Consider the following 16,319-nt stretch of genomic DNA (forward strand, 5'->3'; position numbering starts at 1 on the left):
TTCCCGATCGTCGACCGAGGCCGGTGAAAAGGAATTGTCGCCCGGGGGCTTTCCCTATCCGCGCGCGGTCTCTAGGTTTAGAACATTAGCCTTGACGTTCATGCGAGACGGGAAAGATCACCATGGGACCGGAAAAGCCGCCGCGCCGTTCGAAAGCCGATCAGCAGCCGTTGACGATCGACCTGGAGGCCAATTCCTCCGAGGCGCAGGATGCGGGCGCGGCCGGCGACAGCCCGCGCGAAACCCCATCCAACGCCGCCGTAAACGCGGCAACGCCGCCTGACGCCTTCGCGACAGAAGCCGGGGATGCCGAAGCCGTTCGAGACGAACCTGTCTCCCAAAGCCCAGCCTCCTCGGGCCCGGCTTCTTCCGACCCCGTTTCGCCCGGCTACGATTCGCCCAGTCCCGCTTCCGCCGACTCCGTTTCTGGCGACCCCGTTTCCGGCAACGCCACGCCCGACGAGCGCAGCGCGGATGCTGCGTCCGCCTTCACCGAGGAGCCGGCCTCGGCCGAGCCTGCCCGTTCCACCACCGTCGAACAGCGCGGCGCCTCCGCGTCCGGTGCCCTTGCGGCCGGCATTCTCGGCGGCCTTGTCGCCCTTCTCGCCGCCGGCGGCCTGCAATATGCCGGCGTCCTGCCGGCGCTTGGTCCGGGCGGCGCCAACAGCGCCACCGAACAGAGCCTTGTGGGCGAGATCGAGGCGATCAAGACCCAACTTGCCGAGACGCCCGCCACTGCCCCGGCACCCGTCGATCTGCAGCCGATCGAAACCCGGCTGGCAGCGCTGGAACAGCAGCCGGCCGATAGCGGAGCCTCGGCAGATGTTTCCGGCCTGGAGGCCGAGGTCACCAATCTCACGAGCGAGATCGCCACGCTGAAATCCACCCTTGCCGATCTCAGGCAATCGGCGGAGACGGAGCGATCCGAACTTTCGACCCGCATCGAGGCGGCCGAGAAGAAGATCGATGAGCCGGCAAGCGACGTGCAGCTCGCCCGCGCCGTGGCGGTGACGGCGCTGAAGACGGCGATCGATCGTGGCGGCCCCTTCCTGGCCGAGCTCGACGCGCTGAAAAGCATCGCCGCCGACGATCCGGCGGTGTCCGGCCTTGCCGGCGATGCCGCGACCGGCGTCGTCTCGCGCGCCGATCTCGCCCGAACCTTCCCGGCGGCCGCCGATGCCATGCTCGACGCCGCCGAACAGAAGGACCCCGACCAGGGAATTTTCGGACGCCTGGTCGACAGCGCCTCCTCCGCCATCCGCGTCCGCCCGGTCGGCAGCGTCGAGGGCGAAGGTCCGTCGGCCGTCATCGCCCGCATCGAAGACAAGCTTGCCAATGGCGACCTGAAGGGCGCGAGCCTGGAATGGGAGACCCTGCCCGACCCGGCCAAGGCGGCAGGCACCGATTTCAAGAACAAGCTGGACCAGCGCATTCGCGTCGAAGGCCTGATCGACGGCGCGGTTTCCGGCGCCATGACGACCAGGCAGGGCTCCAACCAGGGCTGAGGAAGAATTGATGATCCGCATTCTGTTCTACGTTCTCGTCATTCTCGCCCTCGGCGCCGGCTTTGCCTGGCTGGCCGATCGCCCCGGCGAATTGTCGCTGATCTGGCAGGGAAGCCGCATCGAGATGAGCCTGATGGTGGCGGCCACCCTTCTGGTTTCGCTGATCGCCGCCCTGCTCATCCTCGTCTGGCTTGTCCGCACCCTCTGGCTGTCGCCGCATTCGCTGTCGCGCTATTTCCGCGCCCGCAAGCGTGATCGCGGCTACCAGGCATTGTCGACCGGGCTGATCGCCGCCGGCGCCGGCGATGCGGCCCTGGCGCGCAAGATGACCGCCCGCACCCGTGGCCTGCTCAGCGCCGACCAGGAACCGCTGATCCATGTGCTGGAGGCGCAGACCGCCCTGCTCGAAGGCAAGCATGACGAGGCCCGCCAGAAGTTCGAACTGATGGCCGACGATCCCGAGACCCGGGAACTCGGCCTGCGCGGCCTCTATCTGGAGGCCAAGCGGCTGGGCGCCGACGAGGCGGCCCGGCAATATGCCAAGCGCGCCGCCGACAAGGCGCCGCATCTGCCCTGGGCGACGCTGGCCGCACTGGAGGACCGCAGCCGCACCGGCCAGTGGGACGAGGCCATCCGCCTTCTCGACCAGGGCCGCGCCGGCCATGTGATCGACCGCAAGGACGCCGACCGCAAGAAGGCCGTGCTCTTGACCGCCCGCGCCCAGGATAAGCTCGAATCCGATCCGAAGGGTGCCCGCGACGATGCGCTGGCGGCGCTGAAACTGGCCGAGGATCTCGTGCCGGCCGGCCTTGTCGCCGCAAAGGCGCTATTTCGCGAGGACAATCTGCGCAAAGCCGCCAGCATTCTCGAAAAGCTCTGGAAGCAGGAGCCGCATCCCGAAGTCGCCAGCCTTTATGTGCGGGCCCGCTCGGGGGATTCGGCGCTCGACCGGCTGAAGCGCGCCAACAAGCTGGAAGCCATGCGGCCGAACAATCCGGTGGCGCTCGCTGCCGTGGCCGAAAGCGCGCTCGAGGCCCGCGAACTGTCGCTTGCCCGCGCCAAGGCGGAAGCCGCCGCTCGCAGCCAGCCGAGCGAAAGCATCTTCCTTCTGCTCGCCGATATCGAGGAAGCCGATACCGGCGACGACGGCCGTATCCGCCACTGGATGAACCAGGCGCTGAAAAGCCCGCCCGATCCGGCCTGGACCGCCGATGGGGTGACCGCGCCCGAATGGCTGCCGGTCTCCCCGGTCAGCGGCAGGCTCGATGCCTTCGAATGGAAGCAGCCGGTCGCTCAGGTCGCCGGCCCGATCGAGGAAGGCGGCATCGATGCCGCCGAGGAGGCAATCCGCAGCCTGCCGCCGGTGGCGATCGCTCACCAGCCGGAGCGGGAACCGGACAGGCCCCGCCCGGCAGTCCCCCATCATGTCGTAGAGACCGCACCGGCGCCCGACGAACCCGCCGTCGAGACCATCGCCGTGCCGGCCCCGACGGAATCCGTCATCGTGCCCCAGACCGTGCCCGTCGAGCCGAAGACGCCGTCCGAACCGAAGACGCCTGGTGAAACCAGGCCGGAAGTTCGCAAGAAGGACGAACCCGTGGTCGAACCCTTCTTCGGCCGGCCGCCCGACGATCCCGGCGTCCGACAGGACGTGAAACCAACGGAAAAAACCAGTTTCCGCCTGTTCTGAACCGCAACCTCTTATCCGACGGAGCCGCATGTTCGATCGTTTTCGTATCTTTCTCGACAGCCTGACCGGCAACGGCGCCGCGCCGATCGCGGCCGATGATCCTCGCGTCGCCGTCATGGCGCTCTGCATCCAGGTCATGGAGGCCGATGGCGAGACCGACCCGAAGGAACGCCGCAAGGTGCGGGCGATGATCAAGGATCATTACCGGCTCGACGATGCCGCACTCGACGCGCTGATCGCCGCCGGCCAGACGGCCGAAAGCCAGGCCATCGATTTCTTCCGCTTCACCTCCGATATCAAGCGGAACCTCTCCGAGGAACAGCGGATCGATCTCGTCGGCATGCTCTGGGAGATCGCCTATGCCGATGGCCGGCGCAGCGAGATGGAAGACCACGTGATCTGGCGGATCGCCGACCTGCTCGGCGTCTCCGGCCGCGACCGGATCATCAAGCGCCAGGAAGTAGCCGCCGGGCTCGACGCGTCGGAAGAGACGGGCACCGCGCCCGAAAAATAGGGCAGGCGCACTGATATCAGCGCTCCGGCGCTTCCAGCGAATCGATCTTGCGCAATTGCGGAAAGCCGAGCGCCCAGATGACCGCGACGGCAAGCGTTCCGACCCCGCCGATCAGCACCGCCGGCACCGCGCCGAAGAAATGGGCCATGGTTCCCGCCCGGAATTCGCCGAGCTCGTTGGATGCGCCGACGAAGACCATGTTGACCGCATTGACCCGGCCGCGCACCGCATCCGGCGTCCACAGCGCAATCAGCGTCTCGCGCACATAGACCGAAATCATGTCGGCGCCGCCCATCAGCATCAGCGCCGCGATCGACAGCCAGGCGACCTCGGACAGGCCGAAAATCACCGTGCCCACGCCGAACAGCGCAACGCCCGCAAACATCAGCGTGCCGGCATTGTGGCGGATCGGATAGGCGGCCAGCGTCACCGCCACGAAGATGGCGCCGATCCCCGGTGCCGCGCGCAGCAATCCAAGGCCAAGCGGCCCGAGCACCAGGATCTCGCTGGCAAAGACCGGCATCAGCGCCACGGCGCCGCCGAGCAGCACGGCGAAGAGATCGAGCGAAATGGCGCCGAGCACCACTTTCTCGGTGCGGATGAACTTGAAGCCCGCCAGCACCGAGGCCCAGTCGCGTGCCTCGGTAAGGCTGTGCTGCGCCGGCTTTTCGATCATCACGATGAGGATCGACGAGAGGACGAGGAAGGCAAGCGCCACCGAATAGGCGACGACCGCGTCGAGCCCGTAGAGCAGGCCGCCGGCGACCGGGCCGAGAATTGCGGCCGTCTGCCAGGAGGAGGAGTTCCAGGCGATCGCATTGGAAAGATCCTTGGCTGGCACCAGATTGGGTGCCAGAGATTGCACCGCCGGCGCCATGAAGGCGCGCTCGATGCCGAAGACGATCAGGATGGCAAAGACCGGCCAGGGCGAAAACGCGTCCGCCACCGTCAGGGCCAGCAGCGCAAGAGCACAGAACGCGCTGACCACCATGCAGATCGCCGCAATCGCCCGCCGCGAATAGCGATCGGCCACCGAGCCGGTAATGAGGATCAGGGCGAGCGACGGCAGGAACTGGAACAGGCCGATCAGGCCGAGATAGAGCGTGTTCTGCGTCTGCGCGTACATCTGCCATCCCACCGAGACGCTGATGATCTGGATCGCGAAGGAGGCAAGGAAACGCGCGAAGAAGAAGCGGGCATAGGACCGATGCCGGAAGGCGGCAAACCGGTCGGCATGCTGGTAGACGGACATTCGGCGAACTTTCGCGAGGAGCAACGGGAAGACAGGCGCCTATTAAACATGATTCCGCCCTGCGCCAAGCGCGGACTTGCCGGTTTGTTCGTCAATGTCTACATGTCTGTCGACAACGAATTGGAGACCGGCATGCTTGCTGTCATTGCGACCCTGAATTTCATCATCAACATCGCGTGGTTCCTGATCATCGCCTCGGCCATCTTTTCCTGGCTCTATGCGTTCAACATCATCAACGTCAACAACCAGGCGATCAACATGATCGGCCGCTCGCTCTACCAGCTGACCGAGCCGCTCTACCGGCCGATCCGCCGGCTGCTGCCGAATATGGGCGGCGTCGACCTGTCGCCGCTGGTGGTTCTGGTGATCCTCTATTTCATCTGGTACCTGCTCAACACCACCATCGCCGCAGCACTGCTTTCCTGAGGCGACCCAGCGAGCACGAACAAAAAACCTCCGGATCGACACGATCCGGAGGTTTTCTTTTGGCAGGATGATACGAAGGATGGGCCGGCTCTTATCCGGAGAACGGCGGCAGACCGAGAACGCGGAGGCTTTACCCCCCCTCTGTCACTTCGTGACATTTCCCCCTCAAGGGGGGAGATCATTCTTTTCCCATGTGGGCACAAAGCTAGCGGCCCATCTCCCCCCTTGAGGGGGAGATGTCGGCGTCGCCGACACAGGGGGGTAAAGCCTCCCCGAACTCAAAAGCCGCGATAAACGAGCAGCCGTCCTACTTCGCCGCCTTGGCGCGCTCGATGGCTTCGACGATCAGCTGCTGGGCGACGGAAGCTTCCTTCCAGCCGTAGATCTTCACCCATTTGCCGGGCTCCAGGTCCTTGTAGTGTTCGAAGAAATGCTCGATCTGCTGCAGGGTGATTTCCGGCAGGTCGGTATAGTCCTTCACCTTGTCGTAGCGCTTGGTAAGGTGATAGTTCGGAACGGCGATGACCTTTTCGTCCTTGCCGGAATTGTCTTCCATCATCATCACGCCGATCGGCCGCACATTGATGACGCAGCCGGGAACCAGCGGCCGGGTCGAGGCGATCAACACGTCGATCGGATCGCCATCCTCCGACAATGTATGCGGCACGAAGCCGTAATTGCCCGGATAGGTCATCGGCGTATAGAGGAAGCGATCGACCACCAGGGTGCCGGCCTCCTTGTCCATCTCGTACTTGATCGGATGACCGCCGACCGGAACCTCGACGATCACGTTGACATCTTCCGGCGGGTTCTTGCCGATGGAAATTGCATCAATACGCATGTGTCCCCCAGGGGKCAGTGTTGGATGGCCAGTGCGATAAAGGGAAAACTGCCGCAACGCAACATGCCTTTCGCCGCGGCCCGGAATTTGCAATGATGGAAGCTGGCCGGTTCGTCGACGACGCCGGCCATGGTCGGTCAGGAGGAGAGGCGCCATGCCCATCGCCCGCATCGTGCTTGTCCCGCTCATCGCCATCCTTCTGGCGCCGGTGCCCGGACACGCCAATGACAGCGCCTATACCGATCTCGATACCGACCGCTGCGAACGGCTTTCGCCAGACAATGCCGAGGGTGGCTTCATATTGCTGAAATGCCGGGGATGGGAGGATCATCCGGTCTATCTCAAGGAGGGCGACCTGCGCCAGAGCGTTCTCTATGGTCATCCCGGCGCGGCCTATATCGACGGCGCATTCGAGAGTTTCGGCCCCTTCAATACCGCGGGAGACAGGATCGAATGGCGGCTCGGCCCCGGCGGCAAGCCGATCGCGGCCATCCTGCGCTGGTTCATCTTCAACGCCGATCCGGCAACCGGCGAATCCTCGCCGGCGTTCCGGGGCCAGGTACTGGTCGTCTCGAAAGTGGCGGACAAGGAGAAGGAAGGCTGCGTTGCCGGCTATGTCGATGCGCTGGCCAATCCGCAGCCCAATCTCATCGCCCGCCGGATCGCCGATACGCAAGCAGGCGATTTTCGATGCGGCACCGACCGGCCCGCCTATCACGGCACGAAGGGACCGCTGGCGACCGATCCGACCCGTTCCCTGCCGCAATGAGACCGGGCGAGAATCCCCGGCGGATCAGTCCCTCTCAGTCCCAGACATAGCCGATCTTCTTCAGGTTCTTCTCGCCGAAATCCTCCATGCCCTCGCAGATGTCGCGGCCGCCGGCCATGCGGAAGAAGCGGTCGGCATGGTGGCTGTCCTCCAAGCACCAGACGACGAGCCCTTGGCAGCCGAGCGATTTCAGGAGGCTCTTCGCCTCGCCGAACAGGATGCGGCCAAGGCCGATGCCCTGATATTCGGGGCGCAGGTAGATTTCATAGACCTCGCCTTCCTGCGGCAAGGACCGTGCCCGGTTAAGGCCGAGCGTCGCATAGCCGGCGATGACGCCGGCAACCTCGATCACCAGCAGCGTGGCGGGACCTCGCGTCGCCTTGCGCCACCAGGCATGATCGCGCCGGTGCACCATCTGGGTCAGCGGCCTGTGCGGAATGAGCCCGCCATAGGCCTGCAGCCAGGCGACGCGATGCACCTCCGAGATGGACACGGCGTCCCTCGGCTCGCCCGGTCGGACCTCGATGGATAATGTCTTCATGACGCTACTCTAGCCCGATGCCGTACAAACAGGAATCCCGCCAAGGCCCCGCGAAGTTGTTAACTCACAGGCAACTTATGGGGAGAACGCGGAAATTTTAACGCTTTTTTAATTTTCCCGGCAAGCACCAAAAGCAGTGCCGCACAACAAACTGCGGCTTGAATTCCGGCCCGGGGCCGGCCCGGGGCGGAATGGCGGAAATTTGCCGCCGCCGCCCGGCCGCCACCGCACCCGTACAGACGCGACAAGACGCCCGCAAATAAAACATAGCGGGACGGGAACTTTCGCATGGGTCTGCGCGTTTGAACACGTCCGACCCATGCGCAATCTAGCGGATGAGGTCGGGCACCGCGGCCCCTCGGGCTCCGGTCTTCTCAAACGGAAGTAGGGCATTGCCGCCGCCGGTCAAGCATGGGGCGGCGGAAACCCGAAAGACCCGATCGACTTATCGTTAGCGGCACGCCCTGTGCCCGTCATGGAGTAGCCGATGAAAACCCTCTCTGCAGACAGGCGCATGATCAAGATCGCCATGGCCGCTCCCTATCTGGAGCGCCATGAGGAACAGGCGCTGGCGCTGGCCTGGAAGGATCACAACGACCAGGAGGCCCGCAACAAGATCGCCATGGCCCATATGCGCCTGGTCATCTCCATGGCATCGAAATTCCGCAATTTCGGCCTGCCGATGAGCGATCTCGTGCAGGAGGGGCATATCGGCCTTCTGGAGGCCGCCGCCCGCTTCGAGCCAAGCCGCGAGGTTCGCTTTTCCACCTATGCCAGTTGGTGGATCCGCGCCTCCATGCAGGATTACGTACTGCGCAACTGGTCGATCGTGCGCGGCGGCACCTCCTCGGCGCAGAAGGCGCTGTTCTTCAACCTGCGCCGCCTGCGCGCCAAGCTTGCCCAGGGCGACCGGCAGCTGACGGCGCGCGCCGTGCACGAGGAGATTTCCGTGGCCCTCGGCGTCAGCCTTGCCGACGTGCAGACCATGGATGCCCGGCTTTCCGGCAACGATGCCTCCTTGCAGGCGCCGATCTCGTCCTCCGATTCCGAAAGCGGCGAAAGGCTCGACCTGCTTGCCTGCGACGCACCGCTGCCCGATGAACAGGTCTCCGAAATGATCGACCAGGAACGCCGGCGCACCTGGCTCAGCCATGCGCTGTGCAAGCTGAACGAGCGCGAAATGAAGATCATCAGCGCCCGCCGCCTGTCGGAAGACAGTGCCACGCTCGAGGAACTGGGCACCCATCTCGGCATTTCCAAGGAGCGCGTCCGCCAGATCGAGACCCGCGCGCTCGAAAAGCTCAAGGTCGCCCTCGTCGCCGAGGCTCCGGTGCTCGCGATGCATCATTGATGCGGTAGACGGCTCGCTGTCGAACCCCACCCGTTAAACGCTTGCCGCAACCTCGCAGTTCGGCGGCAGGTTTGTTGCGCATCCGTATCGAGGCGCCATCCGCTTCCCTATCCGGGTGCCCGCCGCCGTCTTCCATCCCTCGCCCTTCGTCCATCCTCCCTCGGCGCCCTCCTCGTTCGGCTTGACGTGTTATATTTTTATAACATATGTTGCCGGTGCTCGGGGTCGGGCATTGCCGGAACGCCCCGACCTCAAAGAAAACCGCCGGCGTAAGGAGGAAGACGATGACCGCAAGCTTCGAAGGGGGAAAGAATATCGCCCTGAAATGTCCCCCGCACCAGCATGATGCGATGGTCCGCTTCTACCGCGACGTGCTGGGGCTTGAGCCGACAGGCGGGCCGCAGGGCGATGCCGTCGGGTTCAAGTTCGGCCCCAACAATCTCTGGATCGACAAGGTGCCCGGCATGAGCCAGGCGGAACTCTGGCTGGAGATCGTCACCGACGACACGGCGGACGCGGCCCGCATCCTGTCTGAGGCGGGCGTGGCGCGCTGCGACGAGATCGAGGATCTGGGAGAGGGCTTTGACGGCTACTGGATTTCCGCGCCGGCATCCGTCGTCCACCTGGTCAACGCCAGGCAGGGCGCCTGGGAATAAACGTCATGGTGCACCGATGAAAAGACAGGGCGCGTAACGGCGCGCCTTCCTTCTCCGAGAGGAAGACGGCAAGCCCGGGCTTTCGCCGCAATTATTCCGAAATGATCTTGACCTTGTCGCCCGGCCGCACGGCCGAGGTCACCTGCATGGCATTGATCAGGCGGAAGAGGTCGAGCTTGCGATCGGTTCCCATCATCCGCGCCGACAGCGTGGCGAGGCTATCGCCCGGCCGGGCGGTGACGACGCGCACGCGCAGCGGCTTCAGAGCCGCCGCCTCCTGCGCCGTCATCCGGCGGAACGAGGCCTTCAGCACATTGGCTGTGGGCTCGAGGCTTGAGGCGCCCTTCGGCACGGCCGTCAGGAACCGGTAGATCTGCGTGTCGATGCGGATCACCGTCACGTCGAAATCCCATTGCTCGGCCGAGGCGCGGGCCGTTGCCGCCGGCAGGCCGTTGATGGTGATGGCGCGGATCGTGTCCGGTTTGAGGCCGGTGACCCAGCCGCTGGCGATATAATCGGTGAGGCTGCGGCGCTGCTTGTCGGCGACACCGTCGAAGCGCACGGCGATCTCGCCCGGGCCGGTCGCCAGCACCGCTTCGGCCTTGTTGTCGATCTGGAACCCGGCCGGCACGTCGAAACGGATGCCAAGCGCACCGTGCAGGAAGGTCTGGCCGCGCACATAGCCCTCCTGCGGGCTGTCGCCATAGAGCAACCCGTCTATGCCGGCGAGATAATACTCGTGCCCGCGATCGCCGTTCGTTCCCTCCGGGCCGAAGGCGCGCGCATGACGGCGGGCAAGATCGACGCGCTGCGGCGCGCTCGGATGGCTGGACAGGAAGTCGAGGCTCTGGTCCGCATCCGGATCGACCGAGGAAAACCGGCTATAGGCGGCCATGGAATCGAGGAAGCGTGCCGCCGCATAGGGGTCGTAACCCGCCTCGCCCAGCATGCGCACGCCGATCACGTCGGCCTGCAATTCCTGGTTCCGCGAAAAGGCCGCAAGCCTCAGCTTGCCGCGCGCCAGCGCCTGCTTGCCGGCAAGATCGCTGGAGAGAACCTCGGTGACGACGCGGCTGGCGATAACCTCCGCCTCCTCGCGCTGCTGGCGCTCTATGCCGTGATTGGCCGTCACATGGGCCATTTCATGGGAAAGCACCGCCGCCACTTCCGAGGCGTCGTTGGCAAGCGCCAGAAGGCCGCGTGTCACATAGAGATAGCCGCCCGGCAGGGCAAAGGCGTTGATCGCCGGCGAATTGAGAATGGTGATGCGATAGGACTGGCTGGGATTTTCCGAGACCGCCGTCAGGGCGCCGGCGATGCGCGCCACCAGCCGCTCGGTCTTGGCATCCTTGTACTCGCCGCCATAGCTTGCAACGATGCGCGGATGTTCGCGGGCGCCCACCTGCGCGCGCGGATCGTTCTTCTGGACTTCGGCAACGATCTGCGGATTGTCCGACGGCGCGACGCTCGGCTCATAGGTCTGCTCGATCACCGACTGGCATCCCGACAGGAGCAGGGCGCCGAAAAGGACGGCAGCGGCGCGGCGGCCAGGGCGTCTTTCCGTCGATTGCGGATCCATGTCTGTCCTTGTCGTCATGCCTCAGCTCGTTTCCAGTCTTCCGGGCCGTCCCCGGCCCGTCCCCATGGTCCGCCTCCATGGAAACATGCTCTGCCTCGCAGCCGTCTACATAGGTGCGCCGGCCGTTTCCGCAATGGCTCTCATCTACCCTATTCGCGCCATGCGTGCCTAGAGCATCCGTGCCGATCACGCTTATGTTCCGCCCTCCGGCGCCGAGAATTCCCCGGCCCGTGATATCCCCGCAACGCAACACCGCCTAAGGCCGCTGCCTGCGCAGCGCCCTCGCCAGCCCGCGCAGCGCCCTCGCATGCACCGGCGTTCAAATTATGGCAGGCCGGCCCCTTGCTCCTTGCCGAGGAAGCGGGCGATAGCCGGAATATCGGTGCGCGCAAGGAAGGTCTGCGTTGGGGCATCGAGAAGAATGCGGCCCTCATCGAGGAACAGCACCCGGTCGGCCAGCCTCGCCACGTCGTCCGGATGGTGGGTGACCATCAGGATCGTGTTGTTCTCCTGGCGATGGAGATCGATCAAAAGGTCGCCCATGCCGGTCCGCAAGCCCGGATCGAGCGCCGCGAAGGGCTCGTCGAGCAAAAGGATTGGCCGGCGGCGCACCAGCGCCCGCGCCACGGCGACGCGCTGCCTCTCGCCGCCCGAAAGCGTCGGCGGCATGCGCTTGCCGAAGCCGTCGAGCCCGACGCGCATGAGCGCGCCGGCAATCCGGGCGCGATCCTTGACGCCGAGCCTGAGCCCCGGATGAAGGCCAAGCCCGATATTGGTGCCGACATCGAGATGGGAGAACAGATTGTGCTCCTGGAAGATCACCGAAACCGGCCGCTCGGCCGGCCCGCTCCCGGCAACGTCCGCGCCAAGGATGTCCACCCGGCCGCTGTCCGGCTGCTCGAAGCCGGCGATCAGGTTGAGCAGCGTCGATTTGCCGGAGCCGGAGGGGCCGGTGACGGCAACCACCTCGCCGCGGCCGATGGCGCAGTCGAAGGCAAGCCTCGTCCTGTCGAAGCTCACCACCACATCCGCAAGGCGAATGGCGATCTCAGTCTCAGCCGGCGTCATCCGGTCTCCTTTGGTCGTTGCGGGCCGATGGCGTGCCGGCGATCGTCAAAAGCAGGCAGACCGTGCCGAGAAACAGCGCCAGCCCGGCGGCATCGGTCGAACGGTAGCTGCCCATGCGGCTGTAGAGAAGCCAGGGCAACGTCACCATATCCTGCGAACCGAACAGCGCCACCGCGCCGAGATCGCCGAGCGACAGCGCGCAGGCAAAGGACAGCGCCATCAGCCCCGGCCGTTTCAGCCGCGGCCAGTCGATGAACCGCAGCCGGTGCCAGCCGTTGAGCCCCAGGCTTTCGGCAAGCCGGCCGGTGCGCGCAAAATGGCTCTCCATCGCCGGCTCCAGCACCCGGTAGACGAAGGGCAACGCCATCAGCATGTTGATGAGGACGACAAGCGCCGGCGCAAACCGCGCGACATCGCCGAGCGGCCGCAACAGCAGGAACCAGCCGGCTCCCAGCACCACCGGCGGCACCAAAAGCACCAGCGAGGCGCTCATCGCGATGCCGCCGGCGAAAAGCCGGTCTCCCCTCGCCACCTGGCGCGGCCGAAGCAGCATCTGCCGGGTGCGGATCATCACCGCCGTCGAACAGACGCTCAAAAGCCCCGAGACCAGCGAAATGGCAAGGCTGGTCACGAGCGCCCGCCGCACCAGCGGATCGCCGGCCAGCCCGATCATGTCGGCGCGCAGGCCCGACGCAACCACCGAGCCGAGCGGCAGGAGGACGAACAGCACAGCAAGCCCGATCATCGCGTGGTCGCCCATCCGGCCCGGCCCGTTGCGGCCATCGAAGCGGCGTACCCGGCGCCCGCTGCCGCGTCCCTCCTCCGGCTTCGGCGTCAAAAGCTTGAGCACGACGAGCAGCGCGCCGGTCATGGCGATCTGCAGCAGCGAAAGCGCAATGGCCCGCGGCGGATCGAAATCGAAGCGCAGCGCCTGGTAGATCGCCACCTCGATCGTGCTGGCCGCCGGCCCGCCGCCAAGCGTCAGCACCAGCGTGAAGCTGGTGGCGCAGAGCATGAAGATAAGCCCGGCAATCCCCGGCAGAAGCCCCCGGATCACCGGCCATTCGACGAAGCGGAACAGTGACAGCGGCGACATGCCGAGATTGGCGCCGACCAGCCAGTATTCGCCGGGAATGCGCGAAAGCCCCGCCAGCATCAGCCGCACGGCGAGCGGCATGTTGAAGAACACATGCGCCAGAAGAATGCCGGAAAGCCCGTAGATGCTCACCGGCTGGTCGAGGCCAAGATGGGCAAGCAGCCCGTTCAGCGCCCCCTGCCGCCCCCAGATCCCGATCAGCCCGAGGGCCGCGACCAACGCCGGCAGGCCGAGCGGCAGCGCCATCAGCCGCACCACCCAGACGCGCCCGAAAAACGCTCCCTGCCGCGAAAGCGCCCGGGCAACGGGAATGGCAAGCAGGATCGACAGGAGCGTGGAAAGCGTCGCCTGCAGCAGCGTGAAGCGGGCAACGCGCCAGACATAGGCATCGAACAGCGCATCACCGCTCGCCGACCCCGGTTCATCGAAAGCCAGAAGCGCCCCCGCCGCCAGACCGACGAACAGCACGATACCGCCAAGGCAAAGCGCCCCGGCTGCAAATGTCAGACGTCGCTCGATGCGATTGATCATCCCTGCCTTCAAACTTCCGATGCGCTCGCCAAGCCTCTCACCTGACCCTGTTTCCGCAGGCGGGGAGCCAAGCCCCTCACCCTAGCCCTCTCCCCGCCTGCGGGGAGAGGGGACGACAGAGGTCGATCATCACGATAGAGGGTGCCGCACATCCCTTCTCCCCGCCTGCGGGGAGAAGGTGCCCGACAGGGCGGATGAGGGGCCTCGCTCAGCGCCCCTCACTTGCCGCTCATCGCCGAAATCCACTCGTCGATCCAGGCCTTGCGGTTGGCGGCCACCTCGTCGGACGACATCAGAAATGTCTTTTCCGGAACGACCAGCTTCGAAAAAGCCTCCGGCAAGGCATCCTGCCCCTCCGCCACCGGCATCATCCAGTTGGTCGTGGGGATGATAGACTGGAACTGCGGCCCGACCACGAAGGAAAGAAAGTCCCTGGCCAGCGCCGGGTCCTTGGCGCTCTTGGTGATCCCGGCCACTTCGATCTGGATATAGTGGCCTTCGGAGAAGGGAGCCGCCTGGTAGCGATCGGTATTTTCCGAGATCATGTGATAGGCGGGCGAGGTCGTATAGGAGAGCACCATCGGCGCCTCACCCTTGGTGAACAGGCCATAAGCCTCCGACCAGCCGGGCGTGACGGTCAGCACCCGGTCCTTGAGCTTGGCCCAGGCGGCGCCCGCTTCCTCGCCATAGACCGATTTCACCCAGAGCAGCAGCCCAAGCCCCGGCGTCGAAGTGCGCGGATCCTCGATGACGATCTTCTGGCTGGGGTCGCCCTCCACCAGTTCCTTGAGGCTTTTCGGCGGCTCTTTCATCGCCTGCGTGTCGTAGACCACGGCGAAATGGCCGTAATCATAGGGGACGAAATCCGCGTCGGAGAAGCCGCCGGGCACCTTGACCGCCGAGAGATCGACGCCATGCGGCACGAAGAACCCGGTCGCCTTGGCCTCGGCAATCAGGTTGGTATCGAGCCCGAGCACGATATCGGCCTTGGAGGACGCCCCTTCCAGCTTCAGCCGCGTCAGGAGCTCGACGCCATCGGCGACGCTGACATACTCGACCTTGCAGCCGCAGCTCTTCTCGAAGGCTTCGGCCACCTTGGCGCCCGGCCCCCATTCGCCGGTAAAGCTCTCATAGGTATAGACCGTCAGTACCTTGTCTTCGGCGCGAGCACCGGTCGACGCAGCAATGGCGGCCACAGCCGCGAAAAGTGAAATGAATGCCTTGCGCATCAGCGCCTCCTTCAAATCCGAAAATTGGGAATAGGGCGCTGAAACGTGCCGTCTAATCCCTCCGCCGGTACAAACCGGATCAGGTTCTTCGGGTTGGCCTGCAACAGCCTCTCAGCCGCCCGCCTCACAAAAAGACGAACGGCACCCCGTTAGATCAACTGAGATTTAGCCGCCGGTGAAATGCTTGGCAAGGGGATATGGTGGAGGCACGCCTGCGCAAGCGGTTCTCTCTGGCCTTTAGGGCTGGATCTTTGCTAAGATGAACCTTCCGATCTCAGCACTGACCCGAAAGAACCAGCACGGCAGCGACCGTGACAGGCTTTCATTCTTGCGACCAAGGTGGCGAAGATGAACAAGCCTTTTATTTCCCTGCGTCCGGAAATCACCCGAACGCACGCATTCACCCTGATGAACTGGATGGAAGACGAACGCGTCACGCGCTACCTGAGCGATTCAAGCAGCGTCTCCCGGTTCATCGCACAGGCCGCCGATCGAGCGCAGATGCCCATCCTGACGCATCTGTTCAATCAAGGCGGCCGTTTCTTCATCGCTTGCGATAGAACCGATACCCCCGTCGGCTTCGTCCGCCTGGTCAAGACAGGCGCCGACTGTGAAATCGTCCTGGTTGTCGGAGACCATGACAACTGGGGGCAAGGGCTTGGCGGGAGCACCATTCGGGAAGGTCTGAAGCTCGCTTTCCTCGGCATGCGCGCCGAAAACGTCATCGCCAAAATCCACCCGGACAATACGCGCTCGCTGAAGGGGTTCGAGCGCTGCGGCTTTCATCTCCAACGCGAAACGCCGACGCTCAATTCGCTGTCGATGACCGCTGGCCGTTACCTCCAGCTCCTGCGCGAAGGCGCAATGGCGGATTCGACCGGAATCCATATCACCGAGATCGACAAGGCCCGCCTCCAGAGCCTGATGGCGTTCGAGGAAGGGGCGGCAATTGTCGAGCTTGAACATGAGATCGAGAGAGCCATTGTCGTTGATCCTCAGCACGTCGAAGGCGATGTCGTGACAATGAATTCGAGGGTCGTGCTGCATCTCGACGAAGAAAAACAGGAAGTCGCTCTTGTCTATCCGCAAGACGCCGACGCGCGCGATCGGAAACTCTCCGTCTTCTCCGACATCGGCACAGCGATCCTGGGTTATCAGGAAGGCGCTGCCGTCGACTGGATGGTCGCGGATCGTACGCGACGCATTCTGATCGAGAAGGTGATCTACCAACCGGAATCATCTGGCGATCTTCATCTCTAGTCGCACTGTAT

At 64.6% G+C, this 16,319-nt stretch carries 15 protein-coding genes and 1 riboswitch; of the genes, 8 read left to right on the forward strand and 7 right to left on the reverse strand.

The annotated features are described in order from the left end of the window. The first annotated feature begins 122 nt into the window (after positions 1–122). The 3 genes from ASD31_RS04455 to ASD31_RS04465 are packed head-to-tail and all read left to right on the forward strand — an operon-like array spanning position 123 to position 3,709. Positions 123–1,505 (forward strand): COG4223 family protein, encoded by a 1,383-nt coding sequence (locus ASD31_RS04455; protein ID WP_056329948.1) that lies wholly within the window; start codon positions 123–125, stop codon positions 1,503–1,505. A 10-nt stretch (positions 1,506–1,515) separates the two neighbouring features. Next, complete coding sequence (locus tag ASD31_RS04460; protein ID WP_056329951.1) at positions 1,516–3,195, forward strand: heme biosynthesis protein HemY; 1,680 nt, start codon at positions 1,516–1,518, stop codon at positions 3,193–3,195. Positions 3,196–3,223: 28 nt separating this feature from the next. After that, positions 3,224–3,709 (forward strand): TerB family tellurite resistance protein, encoded by a 486-nt coding sequence (locus ASD31_RS04465; RefSeq protein ID WP_056329955.1) that lies wholly within the window; start codon positions 3,224–3,226, stop codon positions 3,707–3,709. A gap of 16 nt (positions 3,710–3,725) precedes the next feature. Here ASD31_RS04465 and ASD31_RS04470 read toward each other — a convergent pair whose 3' ends face one another. Beyond that, positions 3,726–4,961, reverse strand: coding sequence for an MFS transporter (locus ASD31_RS04470; protein WP_056329958.1), 1,236 nt, complete (start codon positions 4,959–4,961; stop codon positions 3,726–3,728). 132 nt (positions 4,962–5,093) lie between these two features. On the opposite strand from ASD31_RS04470, the gene ASD31_RS04475 reads away from it, so the two are divergent. After that, positions 5,094–5,387, forward strand: coding sequence for a YggT family protein (locus tag ASD31_RS04475; protein WP_156392508.1), 294 nt, complete (start codon positions 5,094–5,096; stop codon positions 5,385–5,387). A 307-nt stretch (positions 5,388–5,694) separates the two neighbouring features. Here ASD31_RS04475 and ppa read toward each other — a convergent pair whose 3' ends face one another. Further along, entirely contained in the window at positions 5,695–6,228 is a 534-nt protein-coding gene (gene ppa / locus ASD31_RS04480) for an inorganic diphosphatase (RefSeq protein WP_056329960.1), read from the reverse strand. A 154-nt stretch (positions 6,229–6,382) separates the two neighbouring features. Between ppa and ASD31_RS04485 the strand changes: the two genes are divergently transcribed. Then, a complete protein-coding gene (locus tag ASD31_RS04485) occupies positions 6,383–6,997 on the forward strand; it encodes a hypothetical protein (RefSeq protein ID WP_244483758.1) in 615 nt (204 codons plus the stop codon). Positions 6,998–7,031: 34 nt separating this feature from the next. Here the strand turns inward: ASD31_RS04485 and ASD31_RS04490 are convergent, their stop codons facing one another. Continuing rightward, positions 7,032–7,538, reverse strand: coding sequence for a GNAT family N-acetyltransferase (locus ASD31_RS04490; RefSeq protein ID WP_056329963.1), 507 nt, complete (start codon positions 7,536–7,538; stop codon positions 7,032–7,034). Positions 7,539–8,025: 487 nt separating this feature from the next. Between ASD31_RS04490 and ASD31_RS04495 the strand changes: the two genes are divergently transcribed. Together ASD31_RS04495 and ASD31_RS04500 are read left to right on the forward strand one after the other, a co-directional pair. Beyond that, a complete protein-coding gene (locus ASD31_RS04495) occupies positions 8,026–8,889 on the forward strand; it encodes an RNA polymerase factor sigma-32 (RefSeq protein WP_056329966.1) in 864 nt (287 codons plus the stop codon). Between the two features lie 284 nt (positions 8,890–9,173). Continuing rightward, on the forward strand, positions 9,174–9,545 hold the full coding sequence (locus ASD31_RS04500) for a VOC family protein (RefSeq protein ID WP_056329969.1): 372 nt from the start codon (positions 9,174–9,176) through the stop codon (positions 9,543–9,545). Positions 9,546–9,636: 91 nt separating this feature from the next. Here ASD31_RS04500 and ASD31_RS04505 read toward each other — a convergent pair whose 3' ends face one another. The 4 genes from ASD31_RS04505 to thiB all read right to left on the reverse strand — a co-directional run bounded on the left by ASD31_RS04505 (position 9,637) and on the right by thiB (position 15,048). Continuing rightward, positions 9,637–11,142, reverse strand: a complete 1,506-nt coding sequence (locus ASD31_RS04505; protein WP_156392509.1) for a M48 family metalloprotease — start codon at positions 11,140–11,142, stop codon at positions 9,637–9,639. A gap of 306 nt (positions 11,143–11,448) precedes the next feature. Next, positions 11,449–12,192, reverse strand: a complete 744-nt coding sequence (gene thiQ, locus ASD31_RS04510) for a thiamine ABC transporter ATP-binding protein (RefSeq protein ID WP_056329976.1) — start codon at positions 12,190–12,192, stop codon at positions 11,449–11,451. Beyond that, entirely contained in the window at positions 12,179–13,795 is a 1,617-nt protein-coding gene (gene thiP / locus ASD31_RS04515; protein WP_056330068.1) for a thiamine/thiamine pyrophosphate ABC transporter permease ThiP, read from the reverse strand. Before thiP ends, thiQ begins: the two co-directional genes overlap by 14 nt. A gap of 242 nt (positions 13,796–14,037) precedes the next feature. Next, on the reverse strand, positions 14,038–15,048 hold the full coding sequence (thiB, locus tag ASD31_RS04520) for a thiamine ABC transporter substrate binding subunit (protein WP_056329979.1): 1,011 nt from the start codon (positions 15,046–15,048) through the stop codon (positions 14,038–14,040). A gap of 39 nt (positions 15,049–15,087) precedes the next feature. Further along, a riboswitch (TPP riboswitch) is annotated at positions 15,088–15,207 on the reverse strand. Between the two features lie 189 nt (positions 15,208–15,396). Here thiB and ASD31_RS04525 point away from each other — a divergent pair. Beyond that, a complete protein-coding gene (locus ASD31_RS04525; RefSeq protein WP_056329981.1) occupies positions 15,397–16,308 on the forward strand; it encodes a bifunctional GNAT family N-acetyltransferase/nucleoside diphosphate kinase regulator in 912 nt (303 codons plus the stop codon). The last annotated feature ends 11 nt before the right edge of the window (positions 16,309–16,319 follow it).

It is taken from the genome of Rhizobium sp. Root482 (assembly GCF_001426565.1).
Classification (GTDB): Bacteria; Pseudomonadota; Alphaproteobacteria; order Rhizobiales; family Rhizobiaceae; genus Pararhizobium.